This is a genomic window from Streptomyces sp. NPDC002309, assembly GCF_053593375.1.
Window position 1 is genome coordinate 22,394 of record NZ_JBSFCI010000015.1, and the last position, 18,007, is coordinate 40,400.

Below are 18,007 nucleotides of genomic sequence, written 5' to 3' on the forward strand. Positions count from 1 at the left end.
GAACTATTTTGCCTATTTCGGACGGTCGTCATGAGGGCCATCGTCTTGGGGGTCATCGTCATGGGGGCGGTCGTCGCCGGGGCGGACGGTGGCCTCCCCGGCGCGGGGAGGACGCAGAAGGCTGAGCGTGACCGAGGCGGCCAGGACCACCGCGATGACGGCGAGGCTGACGAGGGACGGGATCTCGGGCACGGCGGGGCTGATGATCTCGTGAGCGGCCTGCAGTATGAGCTTGACGCCGATGAAGGCGAGGATGAGGGCGAGGCCCTTGCTGAGGTAGTGGAAGCGGTCGAGCAGTCCCGCCAGCATGAAGTACAGGGCGCGCAGGCCGAGGATGGCGAACGCGTTGCTGGTGTAGACGATGAAGGCGTCGCTGCTGACGGCCAGGACGGCCGGCACGCTGTCGACCGCGAAGACCAGGTCCGCGGCCTCGATCGCGGCCACGACGGCGAGCAGCGGAGTGGCGACGCGTCTGCCGCCCTCCTTGACGAAGAAGTGGGTCCCCGCGTACTCGTCGCGCACCGGGACGACTTTGCGCAGGAGTCTGACCGCGAGGCTCCTGCCGGGGTCGAAGCTGTCGTCCTCCTCTTTGAGGATCTTGTACGTGCTGTAGAAGAGGATGGCCGCGAAGAGGAACAGGACCGCGGTGAACCGGCTGACGATCGCCACGCCGGCGGCGAGGAAGATGCCGCGGAAGACCAGGGCGCCCAGGACGCCGAGGAAGAGCACGCGGTGCTGGTAGGCGCGAGGCACCTTGAAGTAGCCGAAGATCAGCGCGAAGACGAAGAGGTTGTCGACCGACAGGCTCTTCTCCAGCAGCCACGCGGTGGTGTACTCCACACCGGCGGTCGTGCCGACCACGAGGAAGACCGCGACACCGAAGACGATCGCCAGCCCGACCCACACGGCGCTCCAGGCGGCGGCCTCCCGGAACCCGATGACGTGCGCGCGGCGGTGGGCAAGGAGATCCACCGCCAACGACACCAGCACGGTGACGGCGAACACCATCCACAACCACAGCGGCACGTCGTGCACGAGCGCGACCCCTCACGCGCGAATGTCCTCCTCCGAGTCTGCGTCATGCGACAGGGACTGTCTCCCCGGGACGGGGGCGGTCCGCGCCGTGGACGAGGGCGTCGAGGCGCGGGTGCCCGGCGGTCACCCGGCGCGCGCGGTCGCGAGGCGGCCCGCCGGCCGAGGGACGCGTATCGCGCCGATCGATCGCGCGGCGACGCGTCGGCACCTAGGCTCGTAGCCACCGTCCAGGTCCCTCACCCCTGCCCGGCGGGCCGCCACCGCGCCGGGCGCGCCCCGCGGCCGCCGGACGAGGACTTCTTCGAGGAGGTGCGGCCATGTCCGACTGGCGAGCCCGCGCAGCTCGCGGCGGCAAGTGGCCACTGCGCCCGTCCGACCGGCGCGACGCGGATCCGGCTCCCGAGCACTCGATGGACCTGTGGTCGGACCCGGAGCCGCCCCGCGTGCCGCTGGAGCGCAGCCTCGTCAACGCCGCGGTGTACCGCGACGGACGCCGCGTCGACGCGCCCACCTCGCTCGCGCAGATCTACGGACAGCTGCCCGGCGAGCCCGGCACGATGGCCTGGATCGGGCTGTACCGGCCCACGCCGGAGCAGCTGTGGCAGGCCGCCGACCAGTTCGGGCTCCACGAACTGGCCGTGGAGGACGCCATCGTCGCCCACCAGCGGCCCAAACTGGAACGCTACGGCGAGACCCTCTTCGTGGTCCTGCGCCCGGCCCGCTACCTGGACGAGACCGAGGAGGTCGACTTCGGCGAGATCCACATCTTCGTCGGCCCGGACTTCGTGCTCACGGTCCGGCACAGCCAGGCCCCGGACCTGGGAGTCGTCCGCAAGCGTCTGGAGGAGGACGACCCGGAACTCCTGGCGCTGGGCCCGGAAGCGGTGCTCTACGCGATCCTGGACGCCGTCGTGGACGGCTACGCGCCCGTGGTGGCCGGGCTGCAGAACGACATCGACGAGATCGAGACCGAGGTCTTCGGCGGCGACCCCAAGGTCTCCCGCCGTATCTACGAACTCTCCCGCGAGGTCGTCGACTTCCAGCGCGCCACCCGCCCGCTGCTGACGATCGTGAGCAGCCTGGAAGCCGGGTTCGCGAAGTACGGCACGAACGAGGAGCTGCAACGGTATCTGCGGGACGTCGCCGACCACGCGACCACCGTCGCCGAGCGTGTGGACGGCTTCCGGCAGATGCTCGGCGACATCCTCACCGTCAACGCCACCCTCGTCTCCCAGTCCCAGAACGAGGAGATGAAGGCACTGGCCGAGGCGGGCCACGCCCAGAACACCGAGCTCAAGAAGATCTCCAGCTGGGCGGCCATCCTCTTCGCGCCCACGCTCATCGGCACCGTCTACGGCATGAACTTCGACCACATGCCCGAACTGCACTGGGTCCTCGGCTACCCCTTCGCCCTCCTGCTGATGGCCGTGGTCTGCTTCAGTCTGTACCTGGTGTTCAAGCGCCGGGACTGGCTCTGAACGACCGTGGCCGCTTCGCACGGCCGGCCGGCCCACCGGTGCGCGCGGCGACCCGCCCGCGCCGCGCGGCGCGTCCTCAGACGGGATAGGCGTGGGTCTGGGCCGCCTTCACCGTCGCCCAGACCTCCGCTCCCGGGCGCAGGTCGAGTTCGGCGGCGGCGACCGCGGTCAGGTCGGCGGCGAGCGGGAGCTCACCCGAGAGGACGGCGCGGATCTGGTCGCCGTGGGTCTCCAGGCCGCCGACCTCGCAGCGCCAGAGGTTGCGGGCGCTGGAGCCGGTCGGACGGTCACGGTGGAGGGTGACGGCGCCGGGCGGGAAGGCGACGTACACCGGTCCCGCCAGGGCCTCCGTGGTGGTGACGGGCGGGCCGCCGCCGTCGAGTCGTACGGTGTGGCCGTCGGCCTCGCCCCGGTAGAGGTTCAGGCCGACCAACTGGGCGATGTAGTCCGTGCGGGGATGCCGCGCGATGTCGGACGGGCTGCCCTCCTGGACGATCCGGCCGTGCTCGACGACGACCAGACGGTCCGCCAGCACCATGGCGTCCAGCGGGTCGTGCGTGACCAGGACCGCCACGGCCTCGAACTCGGCCAGGTGACGCCTCAGTCGGGCGCGTACCTCCAGGCGGGTCCGGGCGTCGAGCGCCGCCAGCGGCTCGTCGAGGAGCAGCAGGCGTGGGCGGGTGGCCAGCGCGCGGGCCAGGGCGACGCGCTGGGCCTGGCCGCCGGACAGCCTGCGCGGTCTGGCGCCGGCGTGATCCGTGAGACCCAGGCGGTCGAGCCACTCCGCGGCCTGCGCACGGGCCTCCGCCTTGGTCGCACCGTGGCAGCGGGGGCCGAAGGCCACGTTGTCCAGGGCGGTCAGGTGGGGGAAGAGGAGGTAGTCCTGGAAGACGACGCCGATGGGCCGTGACTCGGGCGGCGTGCGCTCCAACGCCACGCCGTCCAGGCGCAGACGGCCGCCGCTCAGCGGCGTCAGCCCGGCGAGCGCGCGCAGGGCGGTGGTCTTCCCCGCGCCGTTCGGGCCGAGCAGGGCCACCACCTCGCCGGGCGCGACTCTCAGCGCCACGTCGAGGCGGAACGCGCCGCGCTCGACGACGAGGTGTGCGTCGAGTCCGTCTTCGGGCACCTCGGCACGGACATCGTGGGTGACGCCGTGGATCTCGGTCATCCCGCCGCCACCCAGCGGTCGCGCAGTGCGGCCAGCACGGTGATGGACACGGCCAGCAGGACCAGGCTGAGGGCGATGGCGGCCTCCGGGTCGCTCTGCAGGGCCAGGTACACGGCCAGCGGCATGGTCTGGGTGCGTCCCGGGAAGTTGCCGGCGAAGGTGATGGTCGCGCCGAACTCGCCCAGCGCGCGGGCCCAGGCCAGGACCGCGCCGGCCGCGATGCCCGGGGCGATCAGGGGGAGCGTGACGCGGCGGAAGGCGGTGAAGCGGGAGGCGCCCAGGGTGGCGGCCGCCTCCTCGTAGCGGGGATCGGCGGCCCGCAGCGTGCCCTCGACGCTGATGACGAGGAAGGGCATGGCCACGAAGGCCTCCGCGACGACGACACCCGCCGTGGTGAACGGCAAGGTGACGCCGAACCACGCGTCCAGCCACTTCCCGACGATGCCGTTGCGGCCGAGCGCCATCAGCAGCGCCACACCCCCGACCACCGGGGGCAGGACCAGGGGGAGCGTGACGAGGGCTCTCACCAGGCCCCGGCCCGGGAACTCGACGCGGGCCAGCAGCCAGGCCAGCGGCACACCGATGACCAGGCTCACGGCGGTCGCGGCGGTGGCGCAGACCAGGGACAGCTGCAGCGCCTGCCAGATCTCGGCGCTGGTCAGCAACTCGGGCAGGCTGTGCCAGGGGGTGCGGACGAGGAGGGCGATCAGCGGCACGACCAGGAACGCCAGGCCGAGCAACGCGGGCAGCAGCAGGGGCAGCGGCACCCCCCGGCCTTTGCCGGTCCGGACGCGCCGACGCCGCGGCCCACCCCGCGGGGTGCCGGTCGCGGCGTCGGCCTTGTCGATCGGGGTCACGGCTCGAGGAACCCGGCCTCGGTCAGGACCGACCGTCCCTCGGGGGACCGCACGAACGCGATGAACGCCTTCGCGGCCTCGGCGTTGGGGGCGTCCTGGAGCAGGGTGATCGGGTACTCGTTGATGGCCTCGGCGGACTCGGGGAACTCCACGCCCTCCACCTTGTCACCCGCGGCCCGCACGTCGGTCCTGTAGACGACCGCCGCGTCGGCCTCCTTGAGCACCACCTTGTTGAGGGCGGACTTGACGTCCTCCTCGTAGGAGACCGGCGTCAGCTTCAGCTCGCTCGCGTCGAGGGCCTTCTTCGCGGCGGCGCCGCACGGCACCGCCTCGTCGCACAGCACGACCTTCAGGTCCGGGTTCGTGAGGTCATCGAGGGATGCGACCTTGTCGGGGTTGCCCGGCAGGGTCGCGATCTCCAACTGGTTGCGCACGAAGGTCGCGGGAGTCCCGGCGGCGTCGCCGGCATCCGTGACGATCTTCATCGTCTTGGGGCTGGCGGAGGCGAAGACGTCGGCCGGCGCCCCTCCGGTGATGCTCGCGGCCAGGGAGTCGCTGCCGCCGAAGCTGAAGGTGACCTTCGCGCCCGGGTGCCGCTGCTCGAACCGCTCGCCCAGCTTCTCGAAACTCTCCTTCAGCGAGGCCGCGGCGAAGACGGTCACCGTGCCGGAGATCTTGTCCGAGGACGACGAGGCGGACGTGGATGCGGAGGAGCCCGATCCGTTCGATGCGGAGTCGCCGGAGGACGAGCAGGCGCTCAGGGCCAGCAGCGCGGCGGCGCCCGCGCCGGCCACTCGCAGGGTCCGCCGGTTCCGGCGTGCGGTACGGATCATCACGGGTCCACTCCCCCTCGTCCTGACGGACACGGTGTGCATGCGCTGATGATAGTGCCGCAGATGCAAGGGCAAAACCTCCTGTGACTTCGCAAGAGCCGTGCTGATGATCGACCAGGGTGGTAAGTGCGTTTGTACGGGTCAGGTTCCGGGGCGCGTGCTCAGGGAGGTGGCAGCCGCTGGAGGGGCCCGTGCACGGACCGCGTGCGGCTGGTGACCGGGCCCGACGACCCGCCGTCCGTTCTCGCCGGAGCCCGTCCGGCGGTGGCGCGGGAGGCGGGCGTGCGCGAGGCGCTGGACGCGTTGCTGCGCACCTACCTCGACGCCGACGACCACTGACAGCCGTCGGCTGTCAGGGCAGAGCGAGCTTCGTTTTGACCAGGGCATTCGCCGCGAGGACTCTGGAATCAACCTGCTAACCGCGCAGGAGAGGAGCCGCGACATGGCCAAGGTGCTCTGTGTCCTGTACGACGACCCCGTCGACGGATATCCCACGACGTACGCCCGTGACGACCTCCCCGCGATCGACCACTACCCCGGCGGTCAGACCACTCCGACCCCCGAGGGGATCGACTTCACGCCGGGCCACCTCCTCGGCAGCGTCTCGGGTGCGCTGGGCCTGCGCTCCTACCTGGAGAAAGCCGGCCACACCCTCGTCGTCACCTCCGACAAGGACGGAGCCGGATCGGTCTTCGACCGTGAGCTGCCCGACGCGGACGTCGTCATCTCGCAGCCGTTCTGGCCGGCGTACCTGACGGCGGAGCGGATCGCCGCCGCCAAGAACCTGAAGCTGGCCGTCACGGCCGGCATCGGCTCCGACCACGTCGACCTCGACGCGGCGATCGCGCACGGGGTGACGGTCGCCGAGGTGACGTACTGCAACAGCATCAGCGTCTCCGAGCACGTGGTCATGATGACGCTGTCCCTGGTGCGCAACTACCTGCCCTCCCACCAGGTGGTCCTCGACGGCGGCTGGAACATCGCCGACTGCGTCGCCCGCTCGTACGACCTCGAAGGCATGCACGTCGGGACGGTCGGCGCCGGCCGTATCGGCCTCGCGGTACTGCGCCGCCTCGCGCCCTTCGACGTGAAGCTGCACTACACCGACCGGCATCGGCTGCCCGAGGAGGTCGCGCGTGAGCTGGGGGTGGTGTTCCACGAGTCGGCCGCCGAGATGGTGCCGCACTGCGACGTCGTCACGATCAACGCCCCGCTGCACCCCGGGACCGAGGGGCTCTTCGACGACGAGCTGCTGGCCTCCATGAAACGCGGGGCCTACCTCATCAACACGGCCCGCGGGAAGATCGTCGACCGGGACGCGGTGGACCGCGCCCTGCGCGGCGGGCACCTGGCGGGCTACGCCGGCGACGTCTGGTACCCGCAGCCGGCCCCGGCCGACCATCCCTGGCGCACCATGCCCCACCACGGCATGACCCCGCACATCTCCGGCTCGTCCCTGTCCGCACAGGCCCGCTACGCGGCCGGGACCCGCGAGATCCTGGAGTCCTGGTTCGCGGGCCGCCCGATCCGCGACGAGTACCTGATCGTGGCCGGGGGCGGGCTCGCCGGAACGGGCGCGCACTCCTACTCGGTCACCAAGTGAGTCGTGGAGGCCACCGCCCGCCGTGCTCACACCCGGTCGATGTGCACGTTCGTCGACTTCACCCGGGCGGTGGCCTCCACCCCGACCTCCAGCCCCAGCTCCTCCACGGCCTCCCGCGTCAGCAGCGAGACCAGCCGGTGCGGCCCGGCCTGGATCTCCACCTGGGCCGCCACGTCACCGAGCTTGATCGCGGTGACGATACCGGGGAAGGCGTTGCGCACCGAGGTGTAGGAGGTGTCGTCCTCACCGCTCCCGCCCCCCGCGAGTTCCACGGAGAAGGCGGCCAGGTCCCGGCCGTCGATGAGCCGCTTCCCGCCCTCGTCGCGATGGGTCGCCACCCGGCCCGCGTCCGCCCACCGCCGCGCGGTGTCGGGGCTGACGCCGAGCAGCCGTGCGGCCTGGCCGATCGTGTAAGACTGCATGGGCGCCAAGATATGCCTTCGGCGGGGTGTCGTCGCAGCTCGCACGGCTCCTCGCCGCCCTCGGCGACGGACGCCGGAACGTCACGCCTGGTTATGCTCGGGGGTGATCGTGGGGGTTTCCCCGGCGGCAGCACCTCGGAGGTAGTCGTGAAGAGCAGGGCGGACGCGCGACGGGGCCTGCGCGGATGCTGAGAGAGGTCACCGCCACCCGCTACGTCGAACCCCTGCGCTCCGGCGGCTCCGTCCCGGGCGTCGTCGAGGCCGACGACCTCGGCACGTACGTCGTGAAGTTCACCGGCTCGGCGCAGGGCCGCAAGGCACTGGTCGCCGAGGTGGTCGTCGGCGAACTGGCCCGCGCGCTCGGGCTGCGCTTCCCCGAACTCGTACTGGTGCACTTCGACCCGGCGATCGCCGTCCACGAGGAGCACCAGGAGGTACGCGATCTGCACACGGCCAGCGCGGGCGTCAATCTTGGCATGGACTTCCTGCCGGGCGCCCGGGACTTCACCCCGGAGACCGCGAAGACGTTCCGTGTGGATCCGCTGGAGGCCGGCCGGATCGTCTGGCTGGACGCGCTGACTGCGAACGTCGACCGAACGGTCCACAGCTCGAACCTGATGATCTGGCCGACGTCCGGCACCGTCCCGGCCCGCCTGTGGCTGATCGACCACGGAGCCGCCCTGATCTTCCACCACCGCTGGGACGGCGCCGACCCGCGGAGGTCCTACGACTTCCGCCACCACGCCCTCGGCCACTACGCGCCCGACGTACGGGCCGCCGACGCGGAGCTGGCCCCGCGGGTCACGGGCGAGCTGCTGCGCGAGGTGCTGGCCGAGGTCCCCGACGCCTGGCTGGCGGACGGCACGGACTTCGCCACGCCGGACGCGGCCCGGGACGCCTACGGGAACTACCTGCACGCGCGCGTGCGGGCCTCCGGGGCCTGGCTGCCCACGGACTTCCCCACTCGCGAGGAGATCGCCGCCGAGGAGGCGGAACGTGCGGCGAGGACCCGGCAAGGCAGGCCGAAATGGCTCCAGCAGGTCCCCGACCTGCACGGCAAACCACCCGCGGAACAGGATTGGTCGGTGCACCTCGGATGAGCGGCCGTGTCGAGATCGAGTACTGCACCCAGTGCGGATGGCTGCCGCGCGCGGCCTGGCTGGCGCAGGAACTGCTCACCACCTTTGAGGCGGAGCTGTCCGAACTGGCGCTGAAGCCGGGCAAGGGCGGCGTCTTCGTCGTCCGCGTGGACGGCGAGGCGGTCTGGGACCGCCGTGAGCAGGGCTTCCCCGAGCCGACGGCGGTCAAGCGGGCCGTCCGCGACCGAGTGGCCCCGGGAAGGTCCCTGGGCCACTCGGACAAGGCGGGGGAGCAGCTCAGCCCTTGAGCTGCTCGTACGCCGGCAGTGTCAGGAAGTCGGCGTAGTCCTCGTCGAGGGCGACGGTCAGCAGCAGATCGTGCGCCTGCCGCCAGCCACCGGCCGCGAAGGCGTCCTCGCCCAGCTCGGCGCGGAGCGCCGCCAGTTCCTCGGCTGCGACCTCGCGGGCCAGTTCGGCGGTGACCCGCTCGCCGTTGTCGAGGACCACGCCCGCGTTGATCCACTGCCAGATCTGCGAACGGGAGATCTCGGCGGTGGCCGCGTCCTCCATCAGGTTGAAGATCGCGACCGCGCCCAGGCCGCGCAGCCAGGCCTCGATGTAGCGGATGCCGACCTGCACGGCGTTCACGAGACCGGCGTACGTGGGCTTGGCGTCCAGCGAGTCGACGGCGATGAGGTCCTCCGCCTTGACCGTCACGTCCTCGCGCAGCCGGTCCTTCTGGTGCGGCCTGTCGCCGAGCACCCTGTCGAAGGACTCCCTGGCGATCGGGACCAGGTCGGGGTGGGCCACCCAGGAGCCGTCGAAGCCGTCACCGGCCTCGCGGTCCTTGTCGGCGCGGACCTTCTCGAAGGCGACCTTGTTGACCTCGGCGTCCCGGCGGGAGGGGATGAACGCCGCCATGCCGCCGATCGCGTGCGCGCCCCGCTTGTGGCAGGTGCGGACCAGCAGCTCGGTGTAGGCGCGCATGAACGGGGCGGTCATCGTCACCGCGTTGCGGTCCGGCAGCACGAACCTCGGGCCGCCGTCGCGGAAGTTCTTGACGAGGGAGAACAGGTAGTCCCAGCGGCCGGCGTTCAGACCGGAGGCGTGGTCGCGGAGCTCGTAGAGGATCTCCTCCATCTCGTACGCGGCGGTGATCGTCTCGATCAGGACGGTGGCGCGCACGGTGCCCTGAGGGATGCCGACGTAGTCCTGCGCGAGGACGAACACCTCGTTCCAGAGGCGGGCCTCCAGGTGCGACTCGGTCTTCGGCAGGTAGAAGTACGGGCCCTTGCCGAGGTCGAGCAGGCGCTGCGCGTTGTGGAAGAAGTACAGGCCGAAGTCGACCAGGGCGCCGGGGACCGGCCTGCCGTCGGCGTCGGTCAGATGGCGCTCGTCCAGGTGCCAGCCGCGCGGGCGCATGACGACCGTCGCCAGCTCCTCCTCGGCCCCCAGCGCGTACGACTTGCCGGAGCGGGCGTCCGTGAAGTCGATGTTCCGGGAGTACGCGTCGATCAGGTTCACCTGACCCAGCACGACGTTCTCCCAGGTGGGGGAGGAGGCGTCCTCGAAGTCCGCGAGCCAGACCCGCGCGCCCGAGTTCAGGGCGTTGATGGTCATCTTGCGGTCGGTGGGGCCGGTGATCTCGACGCGGCGGTCGTTCAGCGCGGCGGGGGCGGGTGCGACGCGCCAGGTGGGGTCCTCGCGGATCTGTGCGGTCTCCGGGAGGAAGTCGAGCGTGGAGGTGCGGGCGATCTCGGCGCGGCGCTCCGCGCGGTGGGCGAGGAGTTCGTCACGCCGGGGCGTGAACCGGCGGTGCAGCTCGGCCACGAAGGCGAGCGCCGCGTCGGTGAGGACCTCCTCCTGCCGGGGCAGGGGCTCGGCGTCGACGATGGCCAGCGGAGACGGCGCTGGTGCGGACATGAGCTGTCACTTCCTTCAGCGGTGGCACCGGGTGCCGCGGAGCACTCATGGGCGGTGTCGCACCCGCTGCGCGATCGGGTGCGCTCTGGTCAGTGGATATTAGTTTCCTCATCGTGGAAGTTCAATGGTCTGTCGATGTCGAGACTCTCCGGGTCGAGGCACGGTGGCGCGGGGTGCCACCCCGTTCACTCAAGGTGGCTCAGGTCGGCCGGCGTGTCGATGTCGTAGGGCAGCGCCACGTCCCCGCACTCCACCAGGCGGAGGTCGCCCGCGTGCTCCCTCAGATACGCGCGCGCCCCCTGGTCGCCGGTCGCGGCCGCCGCGACGCCCGCCCAGTGGGCGGCGCCGAACAGCACCGGATGGCCGCGTACACCGTCATAGGCGGCCGAGACCAGCGAGGACTCGTCCGCGCAGGCGTCCAGTACGCGCGCCACCGCCTCCGGCCCGATCCCGGGCTGGTCGACGAGCGACACCAGGGCGGCCCGGGCCCCCGTCCCGGCGAGCGAGTCCAGCCCGGCGCGCAGCGAGGAACCCATGCCCCGCTCCCACTCGGGGTTGTCCACCAGCACGCAGCCGGACAGCTCCGCCCGCCGCCGTACGGCGTCGGCGCGCGCCCCCAGCACCACGTGCACGCGCGTGCAGCCCGCCGCGCGCAGCACCGCGACCGCGTGTTCGACCAGCGGGCGGCCACGGTGTTCCAGCAGGGCCTTGGGCCGGCCGCCGAGCCGGCGTCCGCCGCCCGCGGCGAGCAGCAACGCGGCGACCGGGGGGCCGTTCCGATCCGTCATGGTTCCTGCATACCTGACGGCGCGCCGGCGGGGCCGCCCCCTGGGGCTGAATTTCGGCCGGTGCGGTGGCGGATCGGCACCCGGTGGCGTTAACTGGCCCGCGTCCCCGGCGCACGACCGGCGCCATGGGGCGCTCGGGGGAGCAGGGTGGGCTGTGCACGACGGCGACGGTGTGTCAGGGGGGAGAGCTGTGTTGCGGAGCTTGGGGCAGAGGCCAGTGACCGGCAGCGACGAGGACCCTAGGGTGGCGGGACTGCGGACCGCGGTGTCCCGGCTGCGCCGTGAACTCGCCACGCTTCCCGTGGAGTTCCCCGACCGGGGCGTCGCCGAGGACGAACTCGCCGCGCTCGCCGCGATGACCGCCGACGGCAGGCCCGAGACCCCGCGCCTGCGCCGCTCACTGCTGCTGATCGCGGGCGCGATCGGATCGGTGAGCGCCCTGTCGCGCGGGCTGACGGAGGTGCGTGACGCGGTGGACCTCTTCGGCGAGCCGCCGCGGCGGGGCTAGTGCCGCGTCAGCCGAGGTCCGTCCCGTCGCGACGCCCGGCACGCCCTCTCGCCGCACCGGCCGAAAGCCCAAGTACGTCCAGTACGAGGGCTTCCGGCCGGCACGCCGAGAGCACGCTCCCCCACTCTCGGCTTCGCTCGAGCGGGAGGGGCCCCCACGACGCCGCTCCTCACGGGCAAACCTTGACTGACGCGGCACTAGCGCGGCGGCAGGCGTCGTTCCCCCCGCCGAGACGCCCGGCACGCATTCCCACTGCCTCAAGGGCGTGGGAGGTGCCCCCGCCGGCCGCACCGGCCGCAAGCCCGAGTACCTCCAGGACGAGGACTTCCGGCCGGCACTCCGGGAGCGCGCACCGGACGCCGCTCCTGGACGGGCGCACGTTGCCCGCCGCGGCACCGGCGACCGCCGCGGGAGCGCTCGGGCTGTCGCGACGGCCTCGGGGTCACGGGCGGCGGTGCCTGGTGCCGTGCCGCCGTCACGCGGGGTTGTGGCCGGCCAGGGCCTCGGAGAGTTCCACGGCGATCTGCTGGAGCACCGGCACGATCCGTTCCGTGGCCGCCTCCGTCACCCGGCCGGCCGGCCCCGAGATGGAGATCGCGGCGGCGGTGGGGGAGTCGGGGACCGAGACCGCCAGGCAGCGGACGCCGATCTCCTGCTCGTTGTCGTCGACGGCGTACCCGGTCCGGCGGACGTCGTCCAGCGCGGCGAGGAAGCCGTCCGGAGTCGTGATCGTCTTCTCCGTCGCGGCGGGCATGCCGGTGCGCAGCAGCAGCGAGCGCACCTCCTCGTCCGGGAGGCCCGCGAGCAGCGCCTTGCCCACGCCCGTGGAGTGCGGCAGGACGCGTCGGCCCACCTCGGTGAACATGCGCATGGAGTGCTTGGACGGCACCTGGGCGACGTAGACGATCTCGTCCCCGTCGAGCAGCGCCATGTTGGCCGTCTCGCCGGTCTCCTCGACCAGCCGGGCCAGGTAGGGGCGGGCCCAGGTGCCGAGCAGCCGGGACGCGGACTCACCGAGCCGGATCAGGCGCGGGCCCAGCGCGTAGCGCCGGTTGGGCTGCTGGCGGACGTACCCGCACGCGACCAGGGTGCGCATCAGCCGGTGGATCGTGGGCAGCGGCAGCCCGCTGCTCGCCGACAGTTCGCTCAGGCCCACCTCGCCGCCCGCGTCGGCCATCCGCTCCAGCAGGTCGAAGGCGCGCTCGAGGGACTGGACGCCGCCGCTCGCCGGCTTGCCGGCGGAGTCTGCTGCGGGGGCGTCGCTGGCGCTGGACGTCGGCACGGCGCTTCCTTTCGGGGCGGGCGGGAGGGCAGAAGACTACCCGTCGGCCGGGCGGCCGCCCGTTCATGCGCAGCCGTTTTCTGTCTGGCGGAATAATAATTCCGCTGTGCGGATACGTCCAGAGTGCGCGTCGAAGGTGCACCGTGGAGGAGTGTGCCTCTTGACGGCGCGCGACCGGGAGTGAACACTCCTTCAACAGAACGTTGAAATTCTGTCAGGACGGAAGTGCGTCCCGTCTCCCGGACGGTGCGGGAGCGCGGGACGGCGGCGGAGAGAGGGGCCCGGGTGTCCGACGCCGAACTGGTGCTGCGCTCGACGCGTGTCATCACGCCCGAGGGGACCCGCCCCGCGTCCGTCGCGGTCGCCGACGGGACGATCATCGCCGTACTGCCGCACGACGCGCCCGTGGACGGCGCCCGCGTGGAGGACTTCGGCGACGACGTCCTGCTGCCCGGCCTCGTCGACACCCACGTACACGTCAACGACCCCGGCCGCACCGAGTGGGAGGGCTTCTGGACCGCCACACGGGCCGCGGCGGCCGGCGGCATCACGACCCTCGTCGACATGCCCCTCAACTCCCTTCCGCCGACCACCACCGCCGACCACCTCCGCACCAAGCGGGACGCGGCCCGCGACAAGGCCCACGTCGACGTCGGCTTCTGGGGCGGCGCGCTGCCGGACAACGTCAAGGACCTGCGCCCCTTGCGCGACGCGGGCGTCCTCGGCTTCAAGGCGTTCCTGTCGCCGTCCGGCGTCGACGAGTTCCCGCACCTCGACCAGGAGCAGCTCGCCCGCTCCATGGCCGAGATCGCCGGGTTCGGCGGCCTGCTCGTCGTGCACGCCGAGGACCCGCACCACCTCGCCGCCGCCCCGCAGCGGGGTGGCCCCCGGTACGCCGACTTCCTCGCCGGCCGTCCGCAGGACGCGGAGGACACGGCGATCGCCCACCTGATCGCGCAGGCCGAACGCCTCCACGCGCGCGTGCACGTGCTGCACCTGTCCTCCGGCGACGCGCTGCCGCGGATCGCCGCCGCCCGGGCCGACGGCGTGCGCGTCACCGTCGAGACCTGCCCGCACTACCTCACCCTGACCGCCGAGGAAGTCCCGGACGGGGCGAGCGAGTTCAAGTGCTGCCCGCCCATCCGGGAGGCCGCCAACCAGGACCTGCTGTGGCGGGCGCTGGCCGACGGCACGATCGACTGCGTGGTCACCGACCACTCCCCGTCGACCGCCGACCTCAAGACGAACGACTTCGCCACCGCCTGGGGCGGCATCTCCGGCCTCCAGCTCAGCCTGCCCGCCGTCTGGACCGAGGCGCGCGAGCGGGGGCACACCCTGGAGGACGTCGTCCGCTGGATGTCCACACGGACCGCGGACCTCGTGGGGCTGGCCCGCAAGGGCGCCATCGCGGTGGGGCGCGACGCCGACTTCGCCGTCCTCGCACCCGACGAGACCTTCACCGTGGACCCGGTCGCCCTCCAGCACCGCAACCGCGTCACGGCGTACGCCGGGCGCATGCTCAGCGGCGTCGTGAGGTCCACCTGGCTGCGCGGCGAACGCGTCGCGGCCGGCGGCGAGTTCACCGAACCGAGGGGGCGACTGCTCACCCGCACCCCCTGAGACCCGACGTCCGAAAGGCAGACCTGATCACCGTGACGGCGCAGCATCCCTTGTCCTCGACCGGCTTCACCGGCGACGCGAGCCCCTACGGAGGCGGCGACCCGTATGCGGACTACCGCACCGCCGACCTCGACTTCACCCGGTACGCCGATCTGGCCGACCGCCGGCTCGGCGCCGGCGTCGTCGCCGCCAACGACGAGTTCTTCGCCGAGCGCGAGAACCTGCTGGTGCCCGGGCGCGCCGAGTTCGACCCCGAGCACTTCGGGCACAAGGGCAAGATCATGGACGGCTGGGAGACGCGCCGCCGCCGGGGCACGTCCGCCGGCCACCCCTGGCCCACCGACGAGGACCACGACTGGGCGCTGGTCCGCCTCGGCGCGCCCGGCGTGATCCGCGGGATCGTCGTCGACACCGCCCACTTCCGGGGCAACTACCCGCAGGCCGTGTCCATCGAGGGCGCGTCCGTCGCGGGCTCCCCCTCCCCCGGGGAACTGCTCGCCGACGACGTGAAGTGGACGACGCTGGTCCCGCGCACGCCGGTCGGCGGCCACGCGGCGAACGGCTTCGCCGTCTCGGCCGAGCGGCGCTTCACCCACCTGCGCGTCAACCAGCACCCTGACGGCGGCATCGCGCGGCTGCGCGCCTACGGAGAGGTGGCACCGGACCCCGGGTGGCTCTCGGCTCTGGGCACGTTCGACGTGGTCGCCCTGGAGAACGGCGGCCGGGTCGAGGACGCCTCCGACCGCTTCTACTCACCGGCCACCCACACCATCCAGCCGGGCCGCTCCCGCCAGATGGACGACGGCTGGGAGACCCGCCGGCGCCGCGACCACGGCCACGACTGGATCCGCTACCGGCTGGTGGCCCGGTCGGAGATCCGCGCGATCGATCTCGACACCGCCTACCTCAAGGGCAACAGCGCCGGCTGGGCCTCGGTGTCCGTACGGGACGTACGGGACGGCCAGGACGGCGACGACGGCGGGTGGACCGAGGTCCTGCCGCGCACCCGCCTCCAGCCCGACACCGACCACCGCTTCGTGCTCCCGGCGGCCGCGGTCGGCACCCACGCGCGCGTGGACATATTCCCGGACGGGGGCATCTCGCGACTGCGCCTGTTCGGCTCGCTCACGGAGGAGGGCGCGGCCCGCCTGGCGGCCCGCCACCGGGAGCTGGGCGGCTGACGCCGGAACGGCGCGCGGGACGCACCGGCCGGTCACCGCCACGTCGGCGCCCTCCCGCGCCAGCCGCACCGCCGTGGCCGCGCCGATCCCACGGCTTCCGCCGGTCACCAGAGCCTTCCTGCCGTCGAGGGGACCCCGAAAGGGCGTGGTCCGGGCCGTTCCGGGGTCCCGGGTCGTCCCGGGGTCGCGGGCCGTTCCGGAGTCCCGGGTCGTCCCGGGGTCCGCGGGCCGTTCCGGAGTCCCGGGCCGTTCCGGGCTTCTGTGTCGTTCGAGAAGTCATACGCCCATTCCAGCGACAGCCCCCCGCATGTGCCGGCGGCGAACGGACACCGAGGTGGCGCCCCAGGAACTCCGGGCTTCACCTCCCACGTTCTCCTCACGTGACACTTCAGCAAGAGATCGTCGGCAACGCCATGCAGATGACGGTGGTCAGCCTGCAGCCCGGCCAAACCGTGTACTGCGAGGCGGGGAAGTTCCTGTTCAAGACCGCGAACGTGACCATGGAGACCCGGCTGTCCGGGCCCTCCGGCGGCGGGGCGCCGGGAGCCTCGGGCGCCGCGTCGGCGGGCATGGGCGGGCTGCTGCGCCAGGCCGTGGGCACCGCCATGCAGGTCGGCCAGCGGGCCCTGGCGGGTGAGTCGCTGGCGTTCCAGTACTTCACCGCGCAGGGCGGCGAGGGCACGGTCGGTTTCGCGGGTGTGCTGCCCGGAGAGATGCGCGCCCTGGAGCTCGACGGCACGCGCGCGTGGTTCGCCGAGAAGGACGCCTTCGTGGCCGCCGAGTCCACCGTCGAGTTCGGCATCGCCTTCCAGGGCGGCCGGACCGGCATGAAGGGCGGTGAGGGCTTCGTCCTGGAGAAGTTCACCGGCACCGGCACGGTGATCATCGCGGGCGCCGGCAACTTCATCGACCTCAACCCGGCAGACTTCGGCGGCCGCATCGAGGTCGACACCGGCTGCGTGGTCGCCTTCGAGGAGGGCATCCGGTACGGCGTCCAGCGCGTCGGCGGCCTCAACCGCCAGGGCCTCATGAACGCCGTGTTCGGCGGTGAGGGTCTGTCCCTGGCCACACTGGAGGGAGACGGCAGCGTCATCCTCCAGTCCATGACCATCGAGGGCCTGGCGAACGCCCTGAAGAAGGCCCAGGGCGGCGACAAACAGGGCCCGACCGGTGGCCTGTTCTCGACGAACGCCGGGTGACGCCCGCCGACTGTGCCCGCTGAGGGGTTCACGATGGCAACTCTCCGAAAAGTCACAGGACTTGACGGCAAACTCCACAGTCCCGACATTGACGTGCCGGTGTCTACGCGCGTCATCATGGGTCCATGAGATTCCCCCCACGAAGCCTCACCCGTCTCGGGGCCGCAGCCGCGCTCGCGTCGGCCCTCCTCGTCGGCGGTACCGTCTCCGCCGCCCCCGCGGGCGCGTCCGCCGCGACGGTCGGCAGCGTCTGCTACGGCGACCTGCCGTCGCAGGCGCACACGATCCTGGACCTCATCGAGCAGGGCGGCCCCTATCCGTACCCCCAGGACGGGACCACCTTCCACAATCGCGAAGGCATCCTGCCCGGCCGGGCGACGGGCTACTACCACGAGTACACGGTCGATACCCCCGGCAGTGAGACGCGCGGTGCCCGCCGCATCGTCACCGGTGAGGAGCACCAGGAGGACTACTACACGGCCGACCACTACGTGTCGTTCGACCTGGTCGACCACGGCTGCTGAGCGCGTGCCGCTCGGCTTCGCTGCCCGGCGTCCGTTCGTCCCCCACCGGACGGGCGCCGGGACGGGCCTCAGGGCCCGACCCTCCGGAACCCCGGCTCTCGGTCCTGGCGTACAGCGCGGCCATCTGACCCTTCCGGATCGAATGGACGCCGGACGCGGGCTCAGCCCGACTTGCGGCTTTCCGCGGCGCCGAACAAGGCGAACGCCAGGACGACGAGGGCGACGCTCGCGTAGATCTCCAGTCCGTCCAGGAAGCCGACCCGCTGCACGAGGCCGATGTGCCAGTCGGTGAACTCGTGGACCAGGCCCATGGCGCCCTGCACCAGGGCGATGAATCCGAGGAACTCCAGCAGCTGCTTCATGGCCATCACTCTCGCCTTGCGGACCTTCCGCGCACAACGCCCGCGGGGCGGGAGCCGGCCTACTTAAGTCGGTGGTCCCACCGCACGGCCGCGCCGAAAGTAGCCGACGCCGCGACTTCGGTCGGCGATCCCGCGGACGATGCGG

General features: G+C 72.2%; 19 protein-coding genes and 1 pseudogene. 10 read left to right on the forward strand and 10 right to left on the reverse strand.

All coding sequences use genetic code 11. The annotated features are described in order from the left end of the window. Positions 1–12: 12 nt before the first annotated feature. A complete protein-coding gene (locus ACWCPM_RS14735; RefSeq protein WP_450976533.1) occupies positions 13–1,035 on the reverse strand; it encodes a TerC family protein in 1,023 nt (340 codons plus the stop codon). Positions 1,036–1,352: 317 nt separating this feature from the next. Here ACWCPM_RS14735 and ACWCPM_RS14740 point away from each other — a divergent pair, with 317 nt between their 5' ends. Continuing rightward, positions 1,353–2,513, forward strand: coding sequence for a magnesium and cobalt transport protein CorA (locus tag ACWCPM_RS14740; protein ID WP_450976534.1), 1,161 nt, complete (start codon positions 1,353–1,355; stop codon positions 2,511–2,513). Positions 2,514–2,589: 76 nt separating this feature from the next. Here ACWCPM_RS14740 and ACWCPM_RS14745 read toward each other — a convergent pair whose 3' ends face one another. From ACWCPM_RS14745 to modA, 3 genes are read right to left on the reverse strand one after another with little or no spacing between them, the layout of a single operon-like run. Beyond that, entirely contained in the window at positions 2,590–3,681 is a 1,092-nt protein-coding gene (locus tag ACWCPM_RS14745) for an ABC transporter ATP-binding protein (RefSeq protein WP_450976535.1), read from the reverse strand. After that, positions 3,678–4,538, reverse strand: a complete 861-nt coding sequence (modB, locus tag ACWCPM_RS14750) for a molybdate ABC transporter permease subunit (protein WP_450976536.1) — start codon at positions 4,536–4,538, stop codon at positions 3,678–3,680. The genes ACWCPM_RS14745 and modB overlap by 4 nt, the downstream gene beginning before the upstream one ends. Next, positions 4,535–5,371 (reverse strand): molybdate ABC transporter substrate-binding protein, encoded by an 837-nt coding sequence (modA, locus tag ACWCPM_RS14755; protein WP_450976537.1) that lies wholly within the window; start codon positions 5,369–5,371, stop codon positions 4,535–4,537. The genes modB and modA overlap by 4 nt, the downstream gene beginning before the upstream one ends. Positions 5,372–5,575: 204 nt before the next feature. Here modA and ACWCPM_RS14760 point away from each other — a divergent pair, with 204 nt between their 5' ends. Continuing rightward, positions 5,576–5,710 (forward strand): hypothetical protein, encoded by a 135-nt coding sequence (locus ACWCPM_RS14760; RefSeq protein ID WP_450976538.1) that lies wholly within the window; start codon positions 5,576–5,578, stop codon positions 5,708–5,710. 103 nt (positions 5,711–5,813) lie between these two features. Next, positions 5,814–6,974, forward strand: a complete 1,161-nt coding sequence (locus ACWCPM_RS14765; protein WP_450976539.1) for an NAD-dependent formate dehydrogenase — start codon at positions 5,814–5,816, stop codon at positions 6,972–6,974. A 26-nt stretch (positions 6,975–7,000) separates the two neighbouring features. Here ACWCPM_RS14765 and ACWCPM_RS14770 read toward each other — a convergent pair whose 3' ends face one another. Further along, positions 7,001–7,396 (reverse strand): TOBE domain-containing protein, encoded by a 396-nt coding sequence (locus ACWCPM_RS14770; RefSeq protein ID WP_450976540.1) that lies wholly within the window; start codon positions 7,394–7,396, stop codon positions 7,001–7,003. Between the two features lie 185 nt (positions 7,397–7,581). Here ACWCPM_RS14770 and ACWCPM_RS14775 point away from each other — a divergent pair, with 185 nt between their 5' ends. Together ACWCPM_RS14775 and ACWCPM_RS14780 are read left to right on the forward strand one after the other, a co-directional pair. Next, on the forward strand, positions 7,582–8,496 hold the full coding sequence (locus ACWCPM_RS14775; protein ID WP_450976541.1) for a HipA family kinase: 915 nt from the start codon (positions 7,582–7,584) through the stop codon (positions 8,494–8,496). Further along, the gene (locus ACWCPM_RS14780) at positions 8,493–8,783 is read left to right on the forward strand and encodes a SelT/SelW/SelH family protein (protein WP_450976542.1); all 291 of its coding nucleotides are present in this window, start codon (positions 8,493–8,495) and stop codon (positions 8,781–8,783) included. Before ACWCPM_RS14775 ends, ACWCPM_RS14780 begins: the two co-directional genes overlap by 4 nt. Here the strand turns inward: ACWCPM_RS14780 and aceB are convergent. Next, a complete protein-coding gene (gene aceB / locus ACWCPM_RS14785) occupies positions 8,773–10,398 on the reverse strand; it encodes a malate synthase A (protein WP_450976543.1) in 1,626 nt (541 codons plus the stop codon). The genes ACWCPM_RS14780 and aceB overlap by 11 nt on opposite strands. Before the next feature lie 185 nt (positions 10,399–10,583). After that, a complete protein-coding gene (locus ACWCPM_RS14790) occupies positions 10,584–11,186 on the reverse strand; it encodes a nucleotidyltransferase family protein (protein ID WP_450976544.1) in 603 nt (200 codons plus the stop codon). A 190-nt stretch (positions 11,187–11,376) separates the two neighbouring features. Between ACWCPM_RS14790 and ACWCPM_RS14795 the strand changes: the two genes are divergently transcribed. Further along, the gene (locus tag ACWCPM_RS14795; RefSeq protein ID WP_450976545.1) at positions 11,377–11,694 is read left to right on the forward strand and encodes a DUF5955 family protein; all 318 of its coding nucleotides are present in this window, start codon (positions 11,377–11,379) and stop codon (positions 11,692–11,694) included. Between the two features lie 475 nt (positions 11,695–12,169). On the opposite strand, the gene ACWCPM_RS14800 is transcribed toward ACWCPM_RS14795, so the two are convergent. Next, positions 12,170–12,976 (reverse strand): IclR family transcriptional regulator, encoded by an 807-nt coding sequence (locus ACWCPM_RS14800; protein ID WP_450976546.1) that lies wholly within the window; start codon positions 12,974–12,976, stop codon positions 12,170–12,172. Positions 12,977–13,261: 285 nt separating this feature from the next. Here ACWCPM_RS14800 and allB point away from each other — a divergent pair, with 285 nt between their 5' ends. After that, a complete protein-coding gene (allB, locus tag ACWCPM_RS14805; RefSeq protein ID WP_450976547.1) occupies positions 13,262–14,596 on the forward strand; it encodes an allantoinase AllB in 1,335 nt (444 codons plus the stop codon). Positions 14,597–14,628: 32 nt separating this feature from the next. Further along, entirely contained in the window at positions 14,629–15,777 is a 1,149-nt protein-coding gene (gene alc, locus ACWCPM_RS14810) for an allantoicase (protein WP_450976548.1), read from the forward strand. A gap of 60 nt (positions 15,778–15,837) precedes the next feature. On the opposite strand, the pseudogene ACWCPM_RS14815 reads toward alc, so the two are convergent. Beyond that, a pseudogene (locus ACWCPM_RS14815) lies at positions 15,838–15,885 on the reverse strand (hypothetical protein); the annotation flags it as partial. A 272-nt stretch (positions 15,886–16,157) separates the two neighbouring features. On the opposite strand from ACWCPM_RS14815, the gene ACWCPM_RS14820 reads away from it, so the two are divergent. Beyond that, on the forward strand, positions 16,158–16,976 hold the full coding sequence (locus ACWCPM_RS14820; RefSeq protein WP_450976549.1) for an AIM24 family protein: 819 nt from the start codon (positions 16,158–16,160) through the stop codon (positions 16,974–16,976). A 125-nt stretch (positions 16,977–17,101) separates the two neighbouring features. Then, positions 17,102–17,500, forward strand: a complete 399-nt coding sequence (locus ACWCPM_RS14825; protein ID WP_450976550.1) for a ribonuclease domain-containing protein — start codon at positions 17,102–17,104, stop codon at positions 17,498–17,500. Between the two features lie 161 nt (positions 17,501–17,661). Here the strand turns inward: ACWCPM_RS14825 and ACWCPM_RS14830 are convergent, their stop codons facing one another. Beyond that, positions 17,662–17,862, reverse strand: a complete 201-nt coding sequence (locus tag ACWCPM_RS14830) for a hypothetical protein (protein ID WP_450976637.1) — start codon at positions 17,860–17,862, stop codon at positions 17,662–17,664. Between the last annotated feature and the right edge of the window lie 145 nt (positions 17,863–18,007).